Here is a 15,776-nt window from a genome sequence, read left to right as displayed (position 1 = left end):
TTCCGATCTAAGGCATTGGAGCTTGGGATGGTGGAGAGCGATTCCATGAAGCTGTCGGACATCCCCGGGGGGCAATCTTCCGATGATTCCGGCACCGCGCCGGATCCCGGAGGGGAATCCGATGGGAGAGAAGGTGCGGGGAGCGGCTCTGAACCGGATGCGGATCCGGGAGAAGAGGGGAGCGGCGCACCGGAAGGAGAAGGGGATTCCGACACCGGGGGAGAGGCCAGGGACGAGGAGGAAGGTTCCGCGCCTCATGGCTCCCAGGAGGATGCGGAAGGAAATGGGCAGGACGACGGGGGCGGGACGCCAGGCTCTGCCCAGTCAGGCGGCACTGGAGCCGAAGGAGAGAGGGTCACTGTGGTCATCGAGGAGGGAGTCACCTCCTACAGCGTCTGTGAGCTTCTGGAGGAGCTGGGACTGATAGAGGACGCGGACAGCCTGGACTACTACATCTGCTCAAACAGCTATTCCCGGGGCATCCAGGAGGGTGTCTATGAGATTCCCAGAGGCACCAGCGATGAAGAAATCGTAAGCATCATCATGGGAAACAGATGAGAAATCAGAACAGGAATTTTGTCAATACCTCTTGCGCGGCAGGAGGTATTGTGCTATAATGCAAAATGTTGGAAAGCGCGTAGATGCGCTGTCCAACGGCTGCCACAGAAGGCAAAAAACACGCAGGCCCATTCGGCAATGGTGCTCCTAATGCACTGGTGTACTAGGGGTAGTTGGCGGAGTCTGCCGGGTCAAGACGCGGATCCGGCGGGAAGGCCATGCGGAAGAAAACAACCAAACGGAGGTAAGGACATGAGCGTTATTTCTATGAAACAGCTGCTTGAAGCAGGCGTCCATTTTGGACATCAGACCAGAAGATGGAACCCCAAGATGGCTCCCTACATCTTCACGGAGAGGAACGGCATCCATATCATCGACCTGCAGAAGTCTGTGGGAAAAGTGGACGAGGCCTACAGGGCCGTCTCCGAAATCGCTGCTCAGGGCGGCACCATCCTGTTCGTGGGCACCAAGAAGCAGGCCCAGGACGCCGTGAAGACCGAGGCTGAGCGCTGCGGCATGTACTATGTAAATGAGAGATGGCTGGGCGGCATGCTGACCAACTTCAAGACCATCCAGTCCCGCATCGGAAGGCTCCATGCCATCGAGAAGATGTCCGAGGACGGCACCTTTGACGTACTTCCCAAGAAGGAAGTCATCAAGCTGAAGAAGGAATGGGAGAAGCTGGAGAAGAACCTGGGCGGCATCCGGAACATGACCAGAGTGCCTGACGCCATCTTTGTAGTAGACCCCAAGAAAGAGAGAATCTGTGTACAGGAGGCCCGGACGCTGGGCATCACACTGATCGGCATCGGCGATACCAACTGCGATCCCGAGGAGCTGGATTACATCATTCCCGGAAACGATGACGCCATCAGGGCAGTGAAGCTGATCGTCTCCAAGATGGCTGATGCCGTCATCGAGGCGAACCAGGGCGAGGCTGTCTATACAGAGGAAGCGGTAGCGGCACAGGCCGGCGAAGCCCGGGATATCGAGGAAGTGGCTGCCCAGGAAGAGGCGTAAGCCATAGGGACGGAACGACAGGCGCTGTGTGCGCGGCATAACGAAGACAGGAGGATGATATAAATGGCAGAGATTACAGCGGCAATGGTCAAGGAACTGCGTGAGCAGACCGGAGCCGGTATGATGGATTGCAAGAAGGCTCTGAACGAGACCAATGGAAATATGGAAGAGGCCGTGGAAGTCCTGAGGAAGAACGGACAGGCCAAGGCTGTGAAGAAGGAGAGCAGGATCGCTGCGGAGGGCATCTGCCGCATCGCCACCAAGGGCGACAATGTAGCCGCAGTGGTGGAGGTGAATTCCGAGACAGACTTCGTGGCGAAGAATGAGATTTTCCAGCAGTTCGTGGAAGCAGTGGCGAAGCAGGCTGTGGAATCCGGCGCTGCGGACATCGATGCGTTCCTGGAAGAGGGCTGGATTGAGGACGGCTCCAAGAAGGTGAAGGAAATTCTGGTGGACAAGATTGCCGTCATCGGCGAGAAGCTCAGCATCAGGAGATTCGAGAAGGTGGAGGCTGCGGAAGGCTGTGTGGCTACCTATGTACACGGCGGCGGGCGCATCGGCGTCATCGTCGAGGCCAAGACGGATGTGGTGAACGATGCCGTGAAGGAGGCCCTGACGAACCTTGCCATGCAGGTGGCTGCCCTGAATCCTAAGTATGTGGCTACGGCAGACGTGTCCGAGGAGTACAAGGCCCATGAGAGAGAGATTCTGGCTGCGCAGATTGCCCAGGATCCCAAGATGGCAGGGAAGCCCGAGAAGGTTATCGAGGGCGCTGTCAACGGCCGTCTGAACAAGGAGCTGAAGGAAGTATGTCTGCTGGAGCAGGTGTATGTCAAGGCCGAGGACGGCAAGCAGACCGTGGCGCAGTATGTGGCACAGGTAGCCAAGGAGAACGGCGCGAACCTGAGCATTGCAAGATTCGTCCGCTTCGAGACTGGCGAGGGCATCGAGAAGAAGCAGGAAGATTTTGCGGCTGAGGTGGCTGCGCAGATGGCAGGAAACTAGGAAGAAAGATTTCCGGACAAGAACCCTTGGAAACATGGGAAAGTCAAGCATTGAAGCTGGTTTTGCGGATGCTGACAAGGTATCGTAGGCTATCATAAATTATGGCAGATTATCAAGGTTATTTTGGTATATATACTGCTTAACGATTTCGCTTGCCGTGAAACCAGACTGCATAACGCTGACTGGTTCATTCGCATGATTACATTAGGCAGCATTCAGCGTTATGCAGTATAATTGGTACGAATTTTGGTAGATGGTTTTACCAAAGGTATTCACGAGAAGTCTGCTTGCTTATTTATGTTTTGGAAGGAACGGAGCATCAATCAAATATTGGACATCAGAATAAGTCCATTATCAGGTATGGCGGTATGCCTGATAGTGGGCTTGTTTTAGTGCCTGAATCCCACGGACACATATTTTACATATCATCTATTAAAGGCCGCATATGGGCCTCACTGCACTTCCAGGACCGGGGTATGGATTCATCCTGGGAGAGGATCGGGAGACATATTTCATCCACTGCTCCAATCTGCGCGGGGGACACATAGCGAGGGGACATCAGGTGGACTTCAAGCCGTTCTGGAACGGGAGGAGCGACTACAATGCAAGGGAGGTCATCGTGATTGACGCGCCTGAAAAGGGTGTAGGAGTGGAACATTCATGCAGACACAATATGATTCACAGGACGGCCACTTGAAACAGGAGTGTAGCGTCAAAGCAAGCCGTCTATTGGCACTACAAAGCACCTTGATAACTGAATAAAGGCTTTACACCTTGCCAAAGGGCTGTTATAATGGAATCACCAGGTACATGTAGGCGGCGTTTTGGAAAGTGAGAGGTGATTATATGCCAAACGGTTTAGAGATAACACAAAGAGCTATTGAAGATTTTACAAAAGTCCAGGAAAACATGGCACTTGCAAAAGAGGAGAATGCAACAAAAACATATGCTAATTTAAAGAAAGATTATATCTCTTTAAAAGCATTGTTGACAGTAGCAGGAGTAAACCTGACAGAGCTTGACAAGATTAAAGAATAATCAGTCCTACAACTGAATAGCAGTGCAATCCGCTTCCAAATGAGCAAAACGTGCAAGCGCGAGCTGTCAATCTGAGAACTTGAAACAGAATTAGCGGTGTCAGCGAACTTTTGAGGACGAATCCCCTTGTAAGTGGCATTGAAATGTCATTTACAAGGAGATTTTTTTGCGTTTCCAATTCCAGAGAAGCTGTACCGGAGCAACCGGATTGGCAGACCGCTATCTATCCATTTGTCTCACAATCCTGTAATACGCCATGGAAGTCCTCTTATAGCTGAAGCAGTACACGACAGCGAACACCAGGCAGCCTGCCGCGGTACAGCCGAACAGCAGGGCGGACTCGAAGAAGCCGATGGCCCCCAGCAGCATATACACCATGCGCATCCCCACGGCTGTGTGGAGGACAGCCCCCAGCAGGGGAAGCCCGAACACCATACTGATCTGTGTCCGGATGGTGCGCCGGATTTCCTTGTCGCTCATCCCCACCTGCTGCATGACTTCAAAGTTCTTCTGATCCTCGAAGCCCTCCGTGAGCTGCTTGTAGTACATGATGATCAGCAGGCAGATCAGGAAGATGAGGCCGAAGAAGATGCCGATGAACAGCAGCCCGCCGTACATGCTCCGCTGGTCTGCCATGCCGGCTCTGTGGTCGCTATACCCGGCGAAGCCAGATACCGTGTTCAGACGCTGGCTCAGGGCTGCGGAGAATGTGTCCACATCCGCGTCCTCCCCCTGGGCGTTGAAGCCATAGAAGTAGGTGTGGGACTGCGCACTGTCTATCTGAAATGCCGCGCATACCTTTTCCGTCTGCTCCTTATCGGACAACACAGCAAGATAGGTGTTGCTAAAGGCGCTGTTGGGCGTCTTCCGGCTGATGCCGCACTCATAGAGCTCCTCTTTCACCCGGTACTCCAAAGTCTCGAAACAGATAGTATCCATGGCGAAATCCGGGCCGCTGCTGTAGATGAGGGCCTCATCCGAGGCCAACGCGACAGATGTCCCTGTCATCAGCTCATATTCGTCCTGGGTCATCAGCAGTACGATTTCCATCTCCGTGTACATATTGCCCGATCCGTCCCAGAACAGGAAGGAATTTCCCTCTTTTTTGGTGGACAGCTCGATGCTGTCAAAGAGGAACTCCTCCTCCAGGGCCACATGGTTCGCCTCTGCCAGAGCCTTCGCGTCCTGCTGCAGGGCAGGGGCATCCGCGGCGGCATTTCCGAAGCAGGTAATCTCGAACACGCGCCGGAAATTGGAGCTCACGATAGTATCCATATCCAGGTACACCACCACAGTGCACACCGCCGTGATGATGACCATGGTGGAGAACACACAGATATTGGACAGGCTGGCGGCATTTTTCTTCATGCGGTAGAGCATGCCGGAGACGGTGACGAAATGCTCCGGACGGTAGTAGAACTTCTTGCGTCTCTTCAGGAAGCGCAGTAAGGCGATGCTTCCCGAGGTGAACAGGAAGTAGGTGCCTATGATGACGAGAAAGACGGCCAGGAAGAACTCCATGAAGACCTGGGTCGCCAGCTTCGAGGAGAGGGCGGTATAGTAGCCCGCTGCCATGGCGCAGATACCTATGATACTCAGAGGCAGGATATGGCGGGGCTCCTTCTCGCCTTTCCGGGAATCGCTCATCAGCTCCACTGGGTTAGCCTTACCTACCTGAACCAGGTTCACGGTCAGGTTCAGGGCAGTGATGAAGGCGTAGAACAGCAGGCTGTCCGTGATGGCTTTCGGGCTTACCGTGAACTCTACGTCCACCTGCATTTTTGCCAGGTTCAGGAGCAGCAGGAAGATCAGCCGGGAGAAAACCAGCCCCAGGACGATGGCCCCTGCCATCACGCAGGCATAGACAATCAGGCTCTCCCAGAACATCATGATGCCGATGTGCTTCTTCTCCAGCCCCAGCATGCTGTACAGGCCCAGCTCCTTCTTGCGCCGCTTGATCAGGAAGCTGTTGGTGTAATAGAGGAAGGGCACCATGATGATCCCCAGCAGCCAGAAGCCTATGTTGACCAGTATCAGGGTATAGACGCCCTTGGGCAGGTTGTACATGATATCGTTCTTCAGTATCAGGTCAAAGACGAAGTAGGTGAACATGGCAAAGGTGCTGATGCCGATGTAGGGCAGGTAGGTAGTGGTATTCTTGCGGATGTTGGAGACTGCCATCCTGGGCAGCAGGCTGGCGGGTCTTTTTCTTGCTGTGGTCATATTATGCCTCCTGTTCAAATCGCTGCGCGTGCCTGCTCTCCGTGTGCAGTACGGTCAGCGTGTCCGATATCTTCTGGTACATCTCGTCGTCCGAAAGCCGGCCTCTGTAAATCTGGTTGAAGATTACGCCGTCCTTGATGAAGAGCACCCGCCCGGCCCGGCTGGCGGCCTGGGTGCTGTGGGTCACCATGAGGATGGTCTGGCCCTCTGCGTTCACCTCGGAAAAGATGTCCAACAGCCTGGCGGAGGCCTTGGAGTCCAGCGCTCCTGTGGGCTCGTCCGCCAGCACAATCTGGGGATCCGTAATCAGCGCCCGGGCCACCGCGGCCCGCTGCTTCTGGCCGCCGGAGACCTCATAAGGGTATTTCTCCAAAAGTTCCGCGATGCCAAGCTTACCGGCCAGAGGGGCCAGGCGCGTCTCCATCTGGCCGTAGTCGCTGCCTGCCAGCACCAGTGGCAGGTAGATGTTGTCCCGCAGGGAAAGGGTGTCCAGGAGGTTGAAGTCCTGGAAGACGAAGCCCAGGTTGTCCCGGCGGAAAGCGCAGAGGTCCTTCTGCCTGATTTCCGCCATGTCCCTGCCCGACAGGATCACCTGCCCGGCGGTGGGCCTGTCCAGGGATGCCATGATGTTCAGCAGGGTGGTCTTTCCCGAGCCGGACTCTCCCATGATGGCCACATATTCTCCCTGTTCCACGGAGAAGTTCACGTTGTCCAGCGCCTGTACCTTGTTGCCGCCCAGGCGGGTGGTATATACTTTCTTTAGATTTTTCACTTCCAGCAATGACATATGATGCGTCCTCCTTGTGCCTTCTGTTTGCTTCGTGAGGAACTGCTGCACAGCTCTTCATCACAAGATAAGGATACAAAAAAAGGAAATGGAATGCCATCGAACATCCTTACATTTCCTTTTTGCTACCTTACATTTTTGCAAGCTTAGCGGGCAGCCTTCCGCAGGTCTTATGGCCGTGGGCTCTTTTCGGCATTTGGAATCCCCAGGATGATCCGGGTGCCCTGGCCCTCCTGGCTTTCCGCCCGTATGGTCACGTTCAGATGGGTGAAGACCTGGCGGCACAGGTACAGGCCGATGCCGGTGGATTTCTTGTCCAGCCTGCCGTTGTAGCCCGTGAACCCCTTTTCGAAGATGCGGGGTAGATCCTCCGCGCGGATGCCTATGCCGGTGTCTTCGATGGAGAGCATCACCCGCTCCCCCTCCGCCCAGGCGTTGACGGAGATGCCGCCTCTGTTGGTGTACTTGATGCTGTTGGACAGGAGCTGCTCCAGGCAGAAGACGAACCATTTTTCGTCCGTCAGAATCTGCCATGGGATGAAATCCCCCGATTCCGACGAAGGCAATTCCAAGCTTAGGGATTTGTTGATGAAGGACAGGGCATATTTCCTGACGGCCTGCTTTACCAGGGCGTACAGGTCGTGGCTTTCCAACACCAGATCGGAGGAGATGCTCTCCAGCCTCTGGAAGGTCAGCACCATCTCCGCGTACTGCTCGATCCGGAACAGCTCCTCCTTCAGCAGGAAAGCGTCCCTGTCCTGTAGCTCTGATTTGTCCAGAAGAAGCCGGATGGCCGAGATGGGGGTCTTGATCTGGTGGGTCCACATCATATAATAGTCGGCCCGCTCTGCAGCTTTCGCCTCCCAGAGCCGCTGCTCCTCCCGGTGGGATTGGCAGACTAAAGACAGGAACATGCGCTGTGCCCCATGGAAGCTCTCCGCGGCTTCGATGCCGGCCTCCAAATCCTGTATCCGCTTTTCTTCGGATTCATCGAAGAGCAGCTCCCCGCAATGCTCAAAGTGATGGAAGGCCCTCTCCAGCTGTCTGCTCTTTTGCACATACCGAAACCCCTCACCGAGCAGGGCCAGGCCCCAGACCGTGGAGGTCAGCAGGGCGGCATACAGGAGCTTCTCCAGATTTTCGATATGGTACAGGCTTCCCACTGCAACGAAGAAAAATACCGTAAGGGCGTACAGAAGCAGGATGAGCCTTTTCTCTTTCAGATAGCGCAGCCACAGTCTCATGTTCAGTCTCCGATCTGGTAGCCGAGGCCTTTTTTGGTGTGGATGGCGAGATTGGCCATAGCTGCCGCTTCTTGATCTGCATAGTTTTCCGGCACTTCGGCCATCCAAGCTCCATTATAGCTTTTTAGCGGAGATTTCGCAATAGGCGCAGTGCAGGTCACCCCCATTCACCCCCCGAAATCTATATACACTCTAGGTAGATATTTTGGATGTCCAATTCAAGCTCTTTAGACGCAAGAGCCTTTATTCCGCTCAGAATTTCAGAATCAGGATTTTCTCCATGGCTTATGATATATATAGGCATTTGTGGCTTCTTTCAGTTTGCCCTCTCTAATTTGCATTTGATCCTGAAGAGAAAAATTATCCATGTAATCATGTCTGCTTGTACCGTGTAATGCGCTGGTTCCCAAAATAACGCAAACAATCGTGACCAAAACGATGCTTGCCGTAATGACTGTTCTTCTGGGGTACTTTTTATGTTTCATAATAGCACCTAACCTTTCTTTCAGATTCTTCTTGTCTTCAAACATGGTTACCGAAAGGGGCATCTTTCTGATGGAATCGGCAGCAACCGCAATCAAGGTGTCGCCGTACTGCTGCATTCCTTTTCTGTCAAGCCTCTTTATGACGGATTCATCGCACGCTAATTCACATGCCTTATTCATCTCCCGGCGAACAAAATGGACAAGTGGATTGAACCAGTGCACCGCTCCGACAAAAATCAACAGCCACTTGACGAAAATGTCATGTCTTTTCCTATGTGTCATTTCATGCATCAGAATATTCCTAAGTTCCATGTCCCCATATTTTTTGTCAGGCAAAATCACCGATGGACGGAAGAAGCCGATTAAAATGGGAGTTTTCACCAGCTCTGTTTCCTGCTGATTTGCGCTTAAATTGTGTCTGCCCAGCTTTCGGATATAAAACCCATAACATAAAATATGAAAGCCAAGAGCCAGAACCATTCCTATCTGCCAGAAAATGTATAAGATTGCTGCGGCGCTTGGAAGACAAGTAATTTGCCGTGGCGCAAATAGAAGATTTACAGGCTTTTCAGATGCTGTATCAGAAATCCGTAGCACGATATCGTACATGGATTTCATCGGTACTATCGAAGCATCCGATACAGGAATCCGGAGTATTTTTGACACAGGCAGCATCAAGCCGATTACTGCCGAAAACCACATATAATATTGGAATGATTTGGGAAGCCTGTCTTTTATAATGGGCTTTAAAATAAATAAAAGGGATGATATTATGCTGCCGGTAAATGTCATCGAAAGAATGAGCCTGATGATTTCTGAGGAATATTCTTCAACAGTCATTTATTCTCCTCCCCCATTCGGTAATACATCTTCAGTTCATCAATGTCCGCTTCTGTGAGCTCCCCATTTTGACAGAGAGCCGCAACAAAATTCTTTGTGCTGCCGTCATAGAGCTTATCTATCAGACTTCTTTTCCTGAACATGATATAATCTTCTTTTGTTATATTCGGCGCATAGTAATGAATCTCTTTTTCCTGAATCGAGATAGCACCCTTTTTCTGCAGCCTTCTTAAAAGTGTTGCGATTGTGGACTTCTCCCAACCTACCGTATCGCTTAGCTCTGTACGGATATCGCTGAACGACACAGCCTGTTTCTCCCGCCAGAGTATTCTCATTACCTCAAGCTCAGCATCAGAGATTTTGAAATTTATTGTACTCATGATTACATTCCTTTCTCATCGTGCTACAATTGTAACACGATTAAGTTATACATTTCTTATTCCGTTTTGTCAACACAAAATATATTGGGAGTTTTCATGGATTTTCATGTGTGAGAGTTTAGGATTTTTAATCTGTCGGAGCATTGCTGAGAAGAAGTGAAAAGGTATTCCGATGCGGAGATGGACTATTCAGCTACCATTGCTGAGGCGCGCAACGCAGCCCCTCCCGGAGCAGGGCCAGGCCCCAGACCGTGGAGGTCAGCAGGGCGGCATACAGAAGCAGGAAGAGCCTTCTCTCTTTCAGATAGCGCAGCCACAGTCGCATAATCATTCTCCAATCTGGTAGCCGAGGCCCTTTTTCGTCTGAATCGGCAAATCCGCGCCAGCGCCTTCCAGCTTTTTGCGCAGCCTGGTCATGTTCACGGTGAGGGTGTTGTCGTCCACGAAGCAGTCATTGTCCCAGAGCCGCTTCATGATGGCCTCTCTGGACACGGGCTGCCCCGCGTTTTCAAATAAAAGTTGCAGGATCTTGAATTCGTTCTTGGTGAGCTCCAGCTTCTCCCTGTTTACCAGGAGGGAGGCGTCCGTCAGATTCAGGATCGCCCCCCGGCATTCCATGATGTTGGTCTGCTCCCGGAAGGCATAGGTGCGCCGGAGCATGGCCTGTACCTTGGCGGAGAGCACCTCGGGCTCGAAGGGCTTGGTCACAAAATCGTCCCCGCCCATGTTCACGGCCATGACGATGTTCATATTGTCGCCGGCGGAGGAGACGAAGATGATGGGCACCTTGGAAATCTGCCGGATCTGGGCGCACCAGTAATAGCCGTTGTAAAAGGGCAGGCCGATATCCATCAGCACCAGATGGGGAGAGCAGGCGGCAAATGTCCCCAGCACATTGCCGAAGTCCTCCGCGCATATGACCTCATAGCCCCATTTCTCCAGATGGCGCTTCATCTCCCCGGCGATGACGGAATCGTCTTCCACCAACAGCAGCCTGTAGCTGCTCCGCTTCCCGGTTCCTGTGTCCATGTCCATTGCCTCCGGCTTCATTCTATCATCCTATCGTTCTGTCATCCTGTCATCTGAAAGACCGCAGCCTGAACTTCTGCACGGAGAGCTTCAGCTCGGCGGCCTGGTCGTTCAGTTCTCTTGCGGAGGCGGCGGATTTCTCGGCCGTGGAGGCATTGGTCTGGACTACCTCGGAGATCTGCTCCATGCCCTGGGTCAGCTGCTTCAGGGACAGGGACTGCTCCACGGCGGAGCCTGCTATGTGCTCCACCAGCTCCGAGGACTTCTGGGCGCTGGTGATCACCTCGGAGAGGGCGTTGGTGGTATCGGTGGACAGGTCGGAGCCGTACTGCACCAGCTGCATGGAATTCTCGATGAGCTTTGCGATGTCCTGGGCGGAAGCAGAGCTCTTGTTGGCCAGGTTCTGCACTTCGTCCGCCACCACGGAGAAGCCTTTTCCCGCCTCCCCTGCCCGGGCCGCTTCCACAGAGGCGTTCAGGGCCAGGATTTTGGTCTGGAAGGCGATGTCGCTGATGGTCTTGATGATGCCGCCTATCTGGTTGGAGGAGGATGAGATGTCCTTTATGGCGGTGGTCAGGGCCGTCATCTTCTCGTCGCAGATCCGCAGCTGCATGGAGGCGTCCTCGGAGGCCTGCTTGGCATCGTCCGCATCCCTGGAGGTCTGGTCTACCTGCTTGGAGATTTCATGGATGCTGGAGGAGAGCTGCTGGACGGCTGCCGCCTGCTGCACATTGCCGTTGGACAGGGTCTGGGCATCCGATGCCATGCGCTCCGATTCCTCGGACACGCGCTCTGCCGTCAGATGAATCCGGCTCAGGGCCTGGTTCAGGGAGTCCAGGATCTGCCGCATGGCGTCCTGTATCGGCAGGAATTCTCCCCGATAGTCGTCCCCCACGGCGAGGTTCATGTTGCCCTGGGCCATCTGGGCCAGGGTATGGTCGATTTCCTTTATGTATTTCTTCAGCTCCCCCTTGGTCTCATGGATGGAGGCCACCAGCATTCCGATTTCGGAAGTGTTTGGCTCCAGGGAGAATTCTGCGGACAGGTTCCCCTGGGAGATTTCCATCATCTGCTCCTTGACCTTCAGCACCGGGCGCATGATTATGATGCGGGAGATGACCATGTTCAGAAGCTGGATGACCCCCACCATGACCAGAGCCAGGATCATGCTCATCCGGATGGCCTCCGCCCTTGCCTGGAGCTCCTGCACCTGGGTCAGGGAGCGCTGGTCCAGGTCGGCCAGGAACTGCTCCTTGAGGGCGTTGATCTGGGCGATGGACTCGCTGTAATCCGTCCCGTATACATAGGAGACCGCCTCCGCCATGTTTCCGGCCTGGACTTCCTCCATGGCGTTTTCCTCCAGGGGGACCAGGCGGTTGGACAGGGCGAACATGTCGTCTATCATGCCCTGCTCCTCGTCGGTGATGCCGATTTCCTGCAGGGCGGCGACGCCCTTGTCCCGGTTCTGCAGGTCGTTGACCTCGCTCCAGTAGTTGTCGTAATGCTGCTGGTCGCCGGTGGCGGCGAAGGCCCGCACCTCGTTGGTAAGGTAGGCGGAGCCGTTCATGAAGCGGTTGGCGTTGTAGGTGAGGCTGAACCGCTCCTCGTTGGCAGTGTTGAGCTGGCCGCTGACTTGACTGTATGCAATCAGGGAATATACCATGTATATCAGCGTCAGGATGGATATTCCGTTCAGAATCAGGGTCAAAGTGGATTGTTTCATCGCTCGTTTCATATCAGAGCCCTCCTTGAAAGTAGGTATTGCTACTAGTCTACCTAATACATCGGAATAATTCAAGCCATATTTCGAAAAAAGTTCAGTTTTGGGCCAAATTAGTCAAGAAATTTGCCAAAATCTTCCGTAACACTTTTTTAATATGGAAAAAAATGAAAAAAACCATGCTCTGACAGGAATGAAAGCGAGAGCAATCCGGGGAGACGGACAGGGGATTCTGGAATTTCGGATATTGACCGGATATCAATCGGGCGAACGGATTCCGGCGCTCCGACATACAATAGATAAAAGTATATGCCAGGACTTTTTGGATTATGCAGCGTGTGAGGAAAATGGTGGCGGGGGAGGCGCCGGAGGGGACAGACGGCCGGGGTGTGACGGTGGCCGTGCTGGATACGGGGGATTGTGTTATAGTATTGCCAGATTAGCAAAGCCCAGGAAACAAAAGGGTTTTCGGCGATTTGGTCCTACGAAAAAATGCCGGATATGGGGTCATCCTGGCGTGAGGACGGGCCCGCTGCGAAGACGAAAACAAAAATCGGCATTACTTTGACACTCTGCCCAGAGGATATTCCGGATAAGCTGTTGGAAGACTGTGCGCTTTTTCATTTTGGGCATCCCACGCTGATGCGCCGTATGTACGAGGAAGAGGGGCGGAGGGGGAGGAATCGCTGCGGGGACACATCAGACCCTTGGGGGAGGGCTGGGGATGTATCGGACGGCAGGCCTGCAATGCACAGTTCTTCTGATGAGAGATCGGTCAGTGCTTCCCGGCAGAAGCGCTGATTTTCCGGTTCCAGATCAGGCTGAAGGCAATGCCGGCCGCCAGGGACAGGAAAAGGGTGGCGGCACCGGTGAAGATGATGCCGTAGAGGCCAAAGGTCCTGCTCAGGAGAAAGAGCAGCGGAAGATAGAACAGTCCCTTGTCCATCAGGGCCACCAGGCTGGCATAGGAGGCCTTTCCCGTTGACTGCAGGAAGGTCTGGCAGAGCTGGTAGAGACCGTAAAAGGGCCCGATGATGATGGAGGCAAATACGAAGACCTGCCCATAGGTGATGACCTCCTCATTGTCGATGAAGGCGGAGATGATGACGTTTCTGCCCAGATAGCACAGAATGGTGAGAACGCTGCCCAGGCATACCGTAAAGACCGCCGTGCTGCGGATGATCTGTCTCATGTGCTTTAGATTGCCTGCCCCGAAATTATAGGAGATGGCAGGCTGTAGGCCCATGCAGATGCCCATGGCCAGCATAGTGATGACCATGCCGATTTTGCCGGATACCCCCTGGGCGGCCAGCGCCATGGAACCGTAGCCGATGACCATGCGGTTGGCGATGATATGGGACAGGCTCATCAGAAGGGTGCTGCAGGCCATGGGAAGGCCCAGGGATACCACGGTCCAGGAGACTTCCGGGCGCAGGGAGAACTGCTTCGGGGACAGGGAGAGGAGGGGCTGCTTCCTCGTCATATAGTACAACAGATAAAGGCAGCTGACGCAGTTGCCGAGCACGGTGGCCCAGGCGGCCCCGGCCACGTCCCAGGAAAAAACCAGTATGAACAGGGCGTCCAGGGCGATATTGGAGATGGTGCCAGCGCAGTTGGCGATCATGGATTCCCTGGCGGCGCCGTCGGCTCGGATCACATTGGCGAACACATTGTTGAACATGATAAAGGGGGCGCCCAGGGCGATGACGCGCAGGTAGCGCACCGCGTCTGCCATGGTGTCCGCGTCCGCTCCCAACAGGCCGCAGATGGGGGCGAGGAGGAGATTGACCGACAACAGAAACGCCATGCCCAGGGCAAGGGCCGCAAAGCAGCAGAAGGAGGAATAGCGTTTCACGGTCTCCGTATCCTTTTTCCCGAGAGCCAGGGAGATGGCGGTACAGCCGCCGCTGCCGAGCAGGGTTCCCAGCCCTGAGAGGATGGAGAACATGGGGGAGCACAGGGAGATGGCGGCAATCTTGGATGGGTCGTTGGTCTGGCCGATGAAGAAGGTATCCGCCATATTGTAGACCACCATCACCAGCATGATGACCACCGCGGGCAGGCTTAGGTTCAGCAATAATCTGGGATAAGAAGCTTTTTCCAGTATTTCCTGATTTCGATTCATAAGAGTTCTTCCTTTCGCTTTTTCTTTTATGCTCAAGACCGGCAGAATCCGCGGACCCGTTTAAGGCAGGGATTATGGCTGACGGTCTATCATTTTGGATTACTGCGGCCAAGGCAACGCAGTTGGCTTTGCGCCGTGCCTGCAAAGCCGATCTTTGATTGATGTGCTGTATAAATCAACACTTGTCGAATGAATGTATTTTTATTATAATGAATGGGAAAGCGGATAGCAACCGTCAATTTATATACATGTGTAGAAATAATAAAAGAAATCCGTAAATTCCCGGAGACGGGCGACGGAATGGAAGCATTCCGGAATTGCGGCAACGGAGGAGGGGTCAATGGAAGCATTCCGGAATTGCGGCAACGGAGGGAGATTCAAGGGGAGCTTTCGGGAGAGGCGGCCATAAGACGAAGAGAGGAGCGGAATATGAACACAAAGGGAAATCAGCGCGCAGTGGAGACGGAGAACAGGATAAAGTATGTCTTCCTGAATCTGTTGAAGGAGAAAGATATCAGCCGCATCTCGGTGAGCGAGATCTGCAAACGGGCGGAAATTCACAGGACGACCTTTTATGTGCATTATAAGGATGTGGCGGATCTGATGGAGCATCTGGTAACGGAAATGTACCGGCAGGTGGTCGGCCTGTTTGTGGAAGAGGGAAAGGGAATGCGTCCGGGGGGATTCCGCCATCTGTTTGAACTGATTCAGAAGCACAGGGCTTTTTTCTGCACATATATGGACGCCCTGGGCAAAATGGATCTGACGTATGACAGGCTGCCGGCGGAGCTGAAGGACAATATCGACAGGATTATGCCGGTCATGGGGTATGCTTCCAGAGAGGAGCTGCTCTATCACCAGACCTTTTTCACGGAGGGGCTGTCGGCGGTCATCCGCAGATGGATCAGAAGGGGCTGCCAGGAGAGCCCGGAGGAGATGGAGCGGATCGTTGTGGCGGAATACAGGCCGAACAGGGAGCTTTTTCAGTAAGGGCTGAATCGGCCAGGCGGCGGGAAGCCTTATGCCGCGCAGCCAGGGAAATCGGATTTGTGATAGTATCCGTCGGATTTCTTATTTTCCGGAGGGGACAAAACGGATAGAATAAAGACAGAAGAACGGAAACTGAGATCTCAGGCTGGCAAGGAGGTAAATGTCATGAGTGGCAAAAAAGTGATCTATGATGCGAAAAAGGATGCTTATTATGGAAAGCCCTACATTGATGCGGACGAGATGAGGCAGCGCGGCATGCCGGACGGGAGCAGGAAGCCCTTCCGCTATGTACATGGGGGATTTGAGGGCACCAGGGCGAAATTCGTGTTCTG

The 15,776-nt window shown here is 53.7% G+C and carries 15 protein-coding genes; 6 read left to right on the top strand and 9 right to left on the bottom strand.

Translation table 11 applies throughout. The features are described 5' to 3' along the window. From Q2B33_RS18055 to Q2B33_RS18035, 5 genes are all read left to right on the top strand, one after another. A partial coding sequence (locus Q2B33_RS18055) for a hypothetical protein (protein ID WP_300822793.1) occupies positions 1-558 on the top strand: 558 nt, incomplete at its 5' end. Positions 559-810: 252 nt separating this feature from the next. Next, positions 811-1,578, top strand: coding sequence for a 30S ribosomal protein S2 (gene rpsB / locus Q2B33_RS18050; protein ID WP_300570532.1), 768 nt, complete (start codon positions 811-813; stop codon positions 1,576-1,578). A 63-nt stretch (positions 1,579-1,641) separates the two neighbouring features. After that, entirely contained in the window at positions 1,642-2,583 is a 942-nt protein-coding gene (tsf, locus tag Q2B33_RS18045) for a translation elongation factor Ts (RefSeq protein WP_300570535.1), read from the top strand. A gap of 445 nt (positions 2,584-3,028) precedes the next feature. Beyond that, complete coding sequence (locus Q2B33_RS18040; RefSeq protein WP_300570538.1) at positions 3,029-3,280, top strand: hypothetical protein; 252 nt, start codon at positions 3,029-3,031, stop codon at positions 3,278-3,280. Positions 3,281-3,429: 149 nt separating this feature from the next. After that, positions 3,430-3,621 carry a hypothetical protein gene (locus Q2B33_RS18035; protein WP_296460400.1) on the top strand — a complete coding sequence of 64 codons (192 nt, stop codon included), beginning with the start codon at positions 3,430-3,432 and terminating at the stop codon, positions 3,619-3,621. A gap of 219 nt (positions 3,622-3,840) precedes the next feature. Here the strand turns inward: Q2B33_RS18035 and Q2B33_RS18030 are convergent, their stop codons facing one another. The 9 genes from Q2B33_RS18030 to Q2B33_RS17990 all read right to left on the bottom strand — a co-directional run bounded on the left by Q2B33_RS18030 (position 3,841) and on the right by Q2B33_RS17990 (position 14,454). Next, on the bottom strand, positions 3,841-5,844 hold the full coding sequence (locus tag Q2B33_RS18030; protein WP_300570541.1) for an ABC transporter permease: 2,004 nt from the start codon (positions 5,842-5,844) through the stop codon (positions 3,841-3,843). 1 nt (position 5,845) lies between these two features. Beyond that, positions 5,846-6,631, bottom strand: coding sequence for an ABC transporter ATP-binding protein (locus Q2B33_RS18025; protein WP_296460407.1), 786 nt, complete (start codon positions 6,629-6,631; stop codon positions 5,846-5,848). A gap of 170 nt (positions 6,632-6,801) precedes the next feature. Further along, positions 6,802-7,875 carry a HAMP domain-containing sensor histidine kinase gene (locus Q2B33_RS18020; RefSeq protein WP_300570546.1) on the bottom strand — a complete coding sequence of 358 codons (1,074 nt, stop codon included), beginning with the start codon at positions 7,873-7,875 and terminating at the stop codon, positions 6,802-6,804. A gap of 266 nt (positions 7,876-8,141) precedes the next feature. Next, the gene (locus Q2B33_RS18015; RefSeq protein ID WP_300570549.1) at positions 8,142-9,200 is read right to left on the bottom strand and encodes a M56 family metallopeptidase; all 1,059 of its coding nucleotides are present in this window, start codon (positions 9,198-9,200) and stop codon (positions 8,142-8,144) included. After that, positions 9,197-9,580 carry a BlaI/MecI/CopY family transcriptional regulator gene (locus Q2B33_RS18010; protein WP_296460416.1) on the bottom strand — a complete coding sequence of 128 codons (384 nt, stop codon included), beginning with the start codon at positions 9,578-9,580 and terminating at the stop codon, positions 9,197-9,199. Before Q2B33_RS18010 ends, Q2B33_RS18015 begins: the two co-directional genes overlap by 4 nt. Positions 9,581-9,773: 193 nt before the next feature. After that, on the bottom strand, positions 9,774-9,905 hold the full coding sequence (locus tag Q2B33_RS18005; protein WP_300570553.1) for a hypothetical protein: 132 nt from the start codon (positions 9,903-9,905) through the stop codon (positions 9,774-9,776). 2 nt (positions 9,906-9,907) lie between these two features. Further along, positions 9,908-10,630, bottom strand: coding sequence for a response regulator transcription factor (locus tag Q2B33_RS18000; RefSeq protein WP_300570556.1), 723 nt, complete (start codon positions 10,628-10,630; stop codon positions 9,908-9,910). A gap of 28 nt (positions 10,631-10,658) precedes the next feature. Then, on the bottom strand, positions 10,659-12,344 hold the full coding sequence (locus tag Q2B33_RS17995) for a methyl-accepting chemotaxis protein (RefSeq protein WP_300570559.1): 1,686 nt from the start codon (positions 12,342-12,344) through the stop codon (positions 10,659-10,661). Between the two features lie 760 nt (positions 12,345-13,104). After that, on the bottom strand, positions 13,105-14,454 hold the full coding sequence (locus Q2B33_RS17990) for an MATE family efflux transporter (RefSeq protein WP_300570562.1): 1,350 nt from the start codon (positions 14,452-14,454) through the stop codon (positions 13,105-13,107). Positions 14,455-14,883: 429 nt separating this feature from the next. Between Q2B33_RS17990 and Q2B33_RS17985 the strand changes: the two genes are divergently transcribed. Further along, on the top strand, positions 14,884-15,444 hold the full coding sequence (locus Q2B33_RS17985) for a TetR/AcrR family transcriptional regulator (protein WP_300570565.1): 561 nt from the start codon (positions 14,884-14,886) through the stop codon (positions 15,442-15,444). The last annotated feature ends 332 nt before the right edge of the window (positions 15,445-15,776 follow it).

Origin of the sequence: uncultured Acetatifactor sp., assembly GCF_948601915.1 — a bacterium.
GTDB lineage: Bacteria > Bacillota > Clostridia > Lachnospirales > Lachnospiraceae > Acetatifactor.
The sequence above is the reverse complement of the archived record's forward strand: the minus strand, read 5'-3'. Positions and strand labels throughout refer to the sequence as shown.

Excerpts from the sequence above, each read along its gene's own strand:
- rpsB (WP_300570532.1), top strand. The coding sequence starts at position 811 with ATGAGCGTTATTTCTATGAAACAGCTGCTTGAAGCAGGCGTCCATTTT.
- Q2B33_RS17995 (WP_300570559.1), bottom strand. The coding sequence starts at position 12,344 with ATGAAACGAGCGATGAAACAATCCACTTTGACCCTGATTCTGAACGGA.
- Q2B33_RS18025 (WP_296460407.1), bottom strand. The coding sequence starts at position 6,631 with ATGTCATTGCTGGAAGTGAAAAATCTAAAGAAAGTATATACCACCCGC.
- tsf (WP_300570535.1), top strand. The coding sequence starts at position 1,642 with ATGGCAGAGATTACAGCGGCAATGGTCAAGGAACTGCGTGAGCAGACC.
- Q2B33_RS17990 (WP_300570562.1), bottom strand. The coding sequence starts at position 14,454 with ATGAATCGAAATCAGGAAATACTGGAAAAAGCTTCTTATCCCAGATTA.
- Q2B33_RS18040 (WP_300570538.1), top strand. The coding sequence starts at position 3,029 with ATGGGCCTCACTGCACTTCCAGGACCGGGGTATGGATTCATCCTGGGA.
- Q2B33_RS18010 (WP_296460416.1), bottom strand. The coding sequence starts at position 9,580 with ATGAGTACAATAAATTTCAAAATCTCTGATGCTGAGCTTGAGGTAATG.
- Q2B33_RS18000 (WP_300570556.1), bottom strand. The coding sequence starts at position 10,630 with ATGAAGCCGGAGGCAATGGACATGGACACAGGAACCGGGAAGCGGAGC.
- Q2B33_RS18005 (WP_300570553.1), bottom strand. The coding sequence starts at position 9,905 with ATGCGACTGTGGCTGCGCTATCTGAAAGAGAGAAGGCTCTTCCTGCTT.
- Q2B33_RS18035 (WP_296460400.1), top strand. The coding sequence starts at position 3,430 with ATGCCAAACGGTTTAGAGATAACACAAAGAGCTATTGAAGATTTTACA.
- Q2B33_RS18020 (WP_300570546.1), bottom strand. The coding sequence starts at position 7,875 with ATGAGACTGTGGCTGCGCTATCTGAAAGAGAAAAGGCTCATCCTGCTT.
- Q2B33_RS17985 (WP_300570565.1), top strand. The coding sequence starts at position 14,884 with ATGAACACAAAGGGAAATCAGCGCGCAGTGGAGACGGAGAACAGGATA.
- Q2B33_RS18015 (WP_300570549.1), bottom strand. The coding sequence starts at position 9,200 with ATGACTGTTGAAGAATATTCCTCAGAAATCATCAGGCTCATTCTTTCG.
- Q2B33_RS18030 (WP_300570541.1), bottom strand. The coding sequence starts at position 5,844 with ATGACCACAGCAAGAAAAAGACCCGCCAGCCTGCTGCCCAGGATGGCA.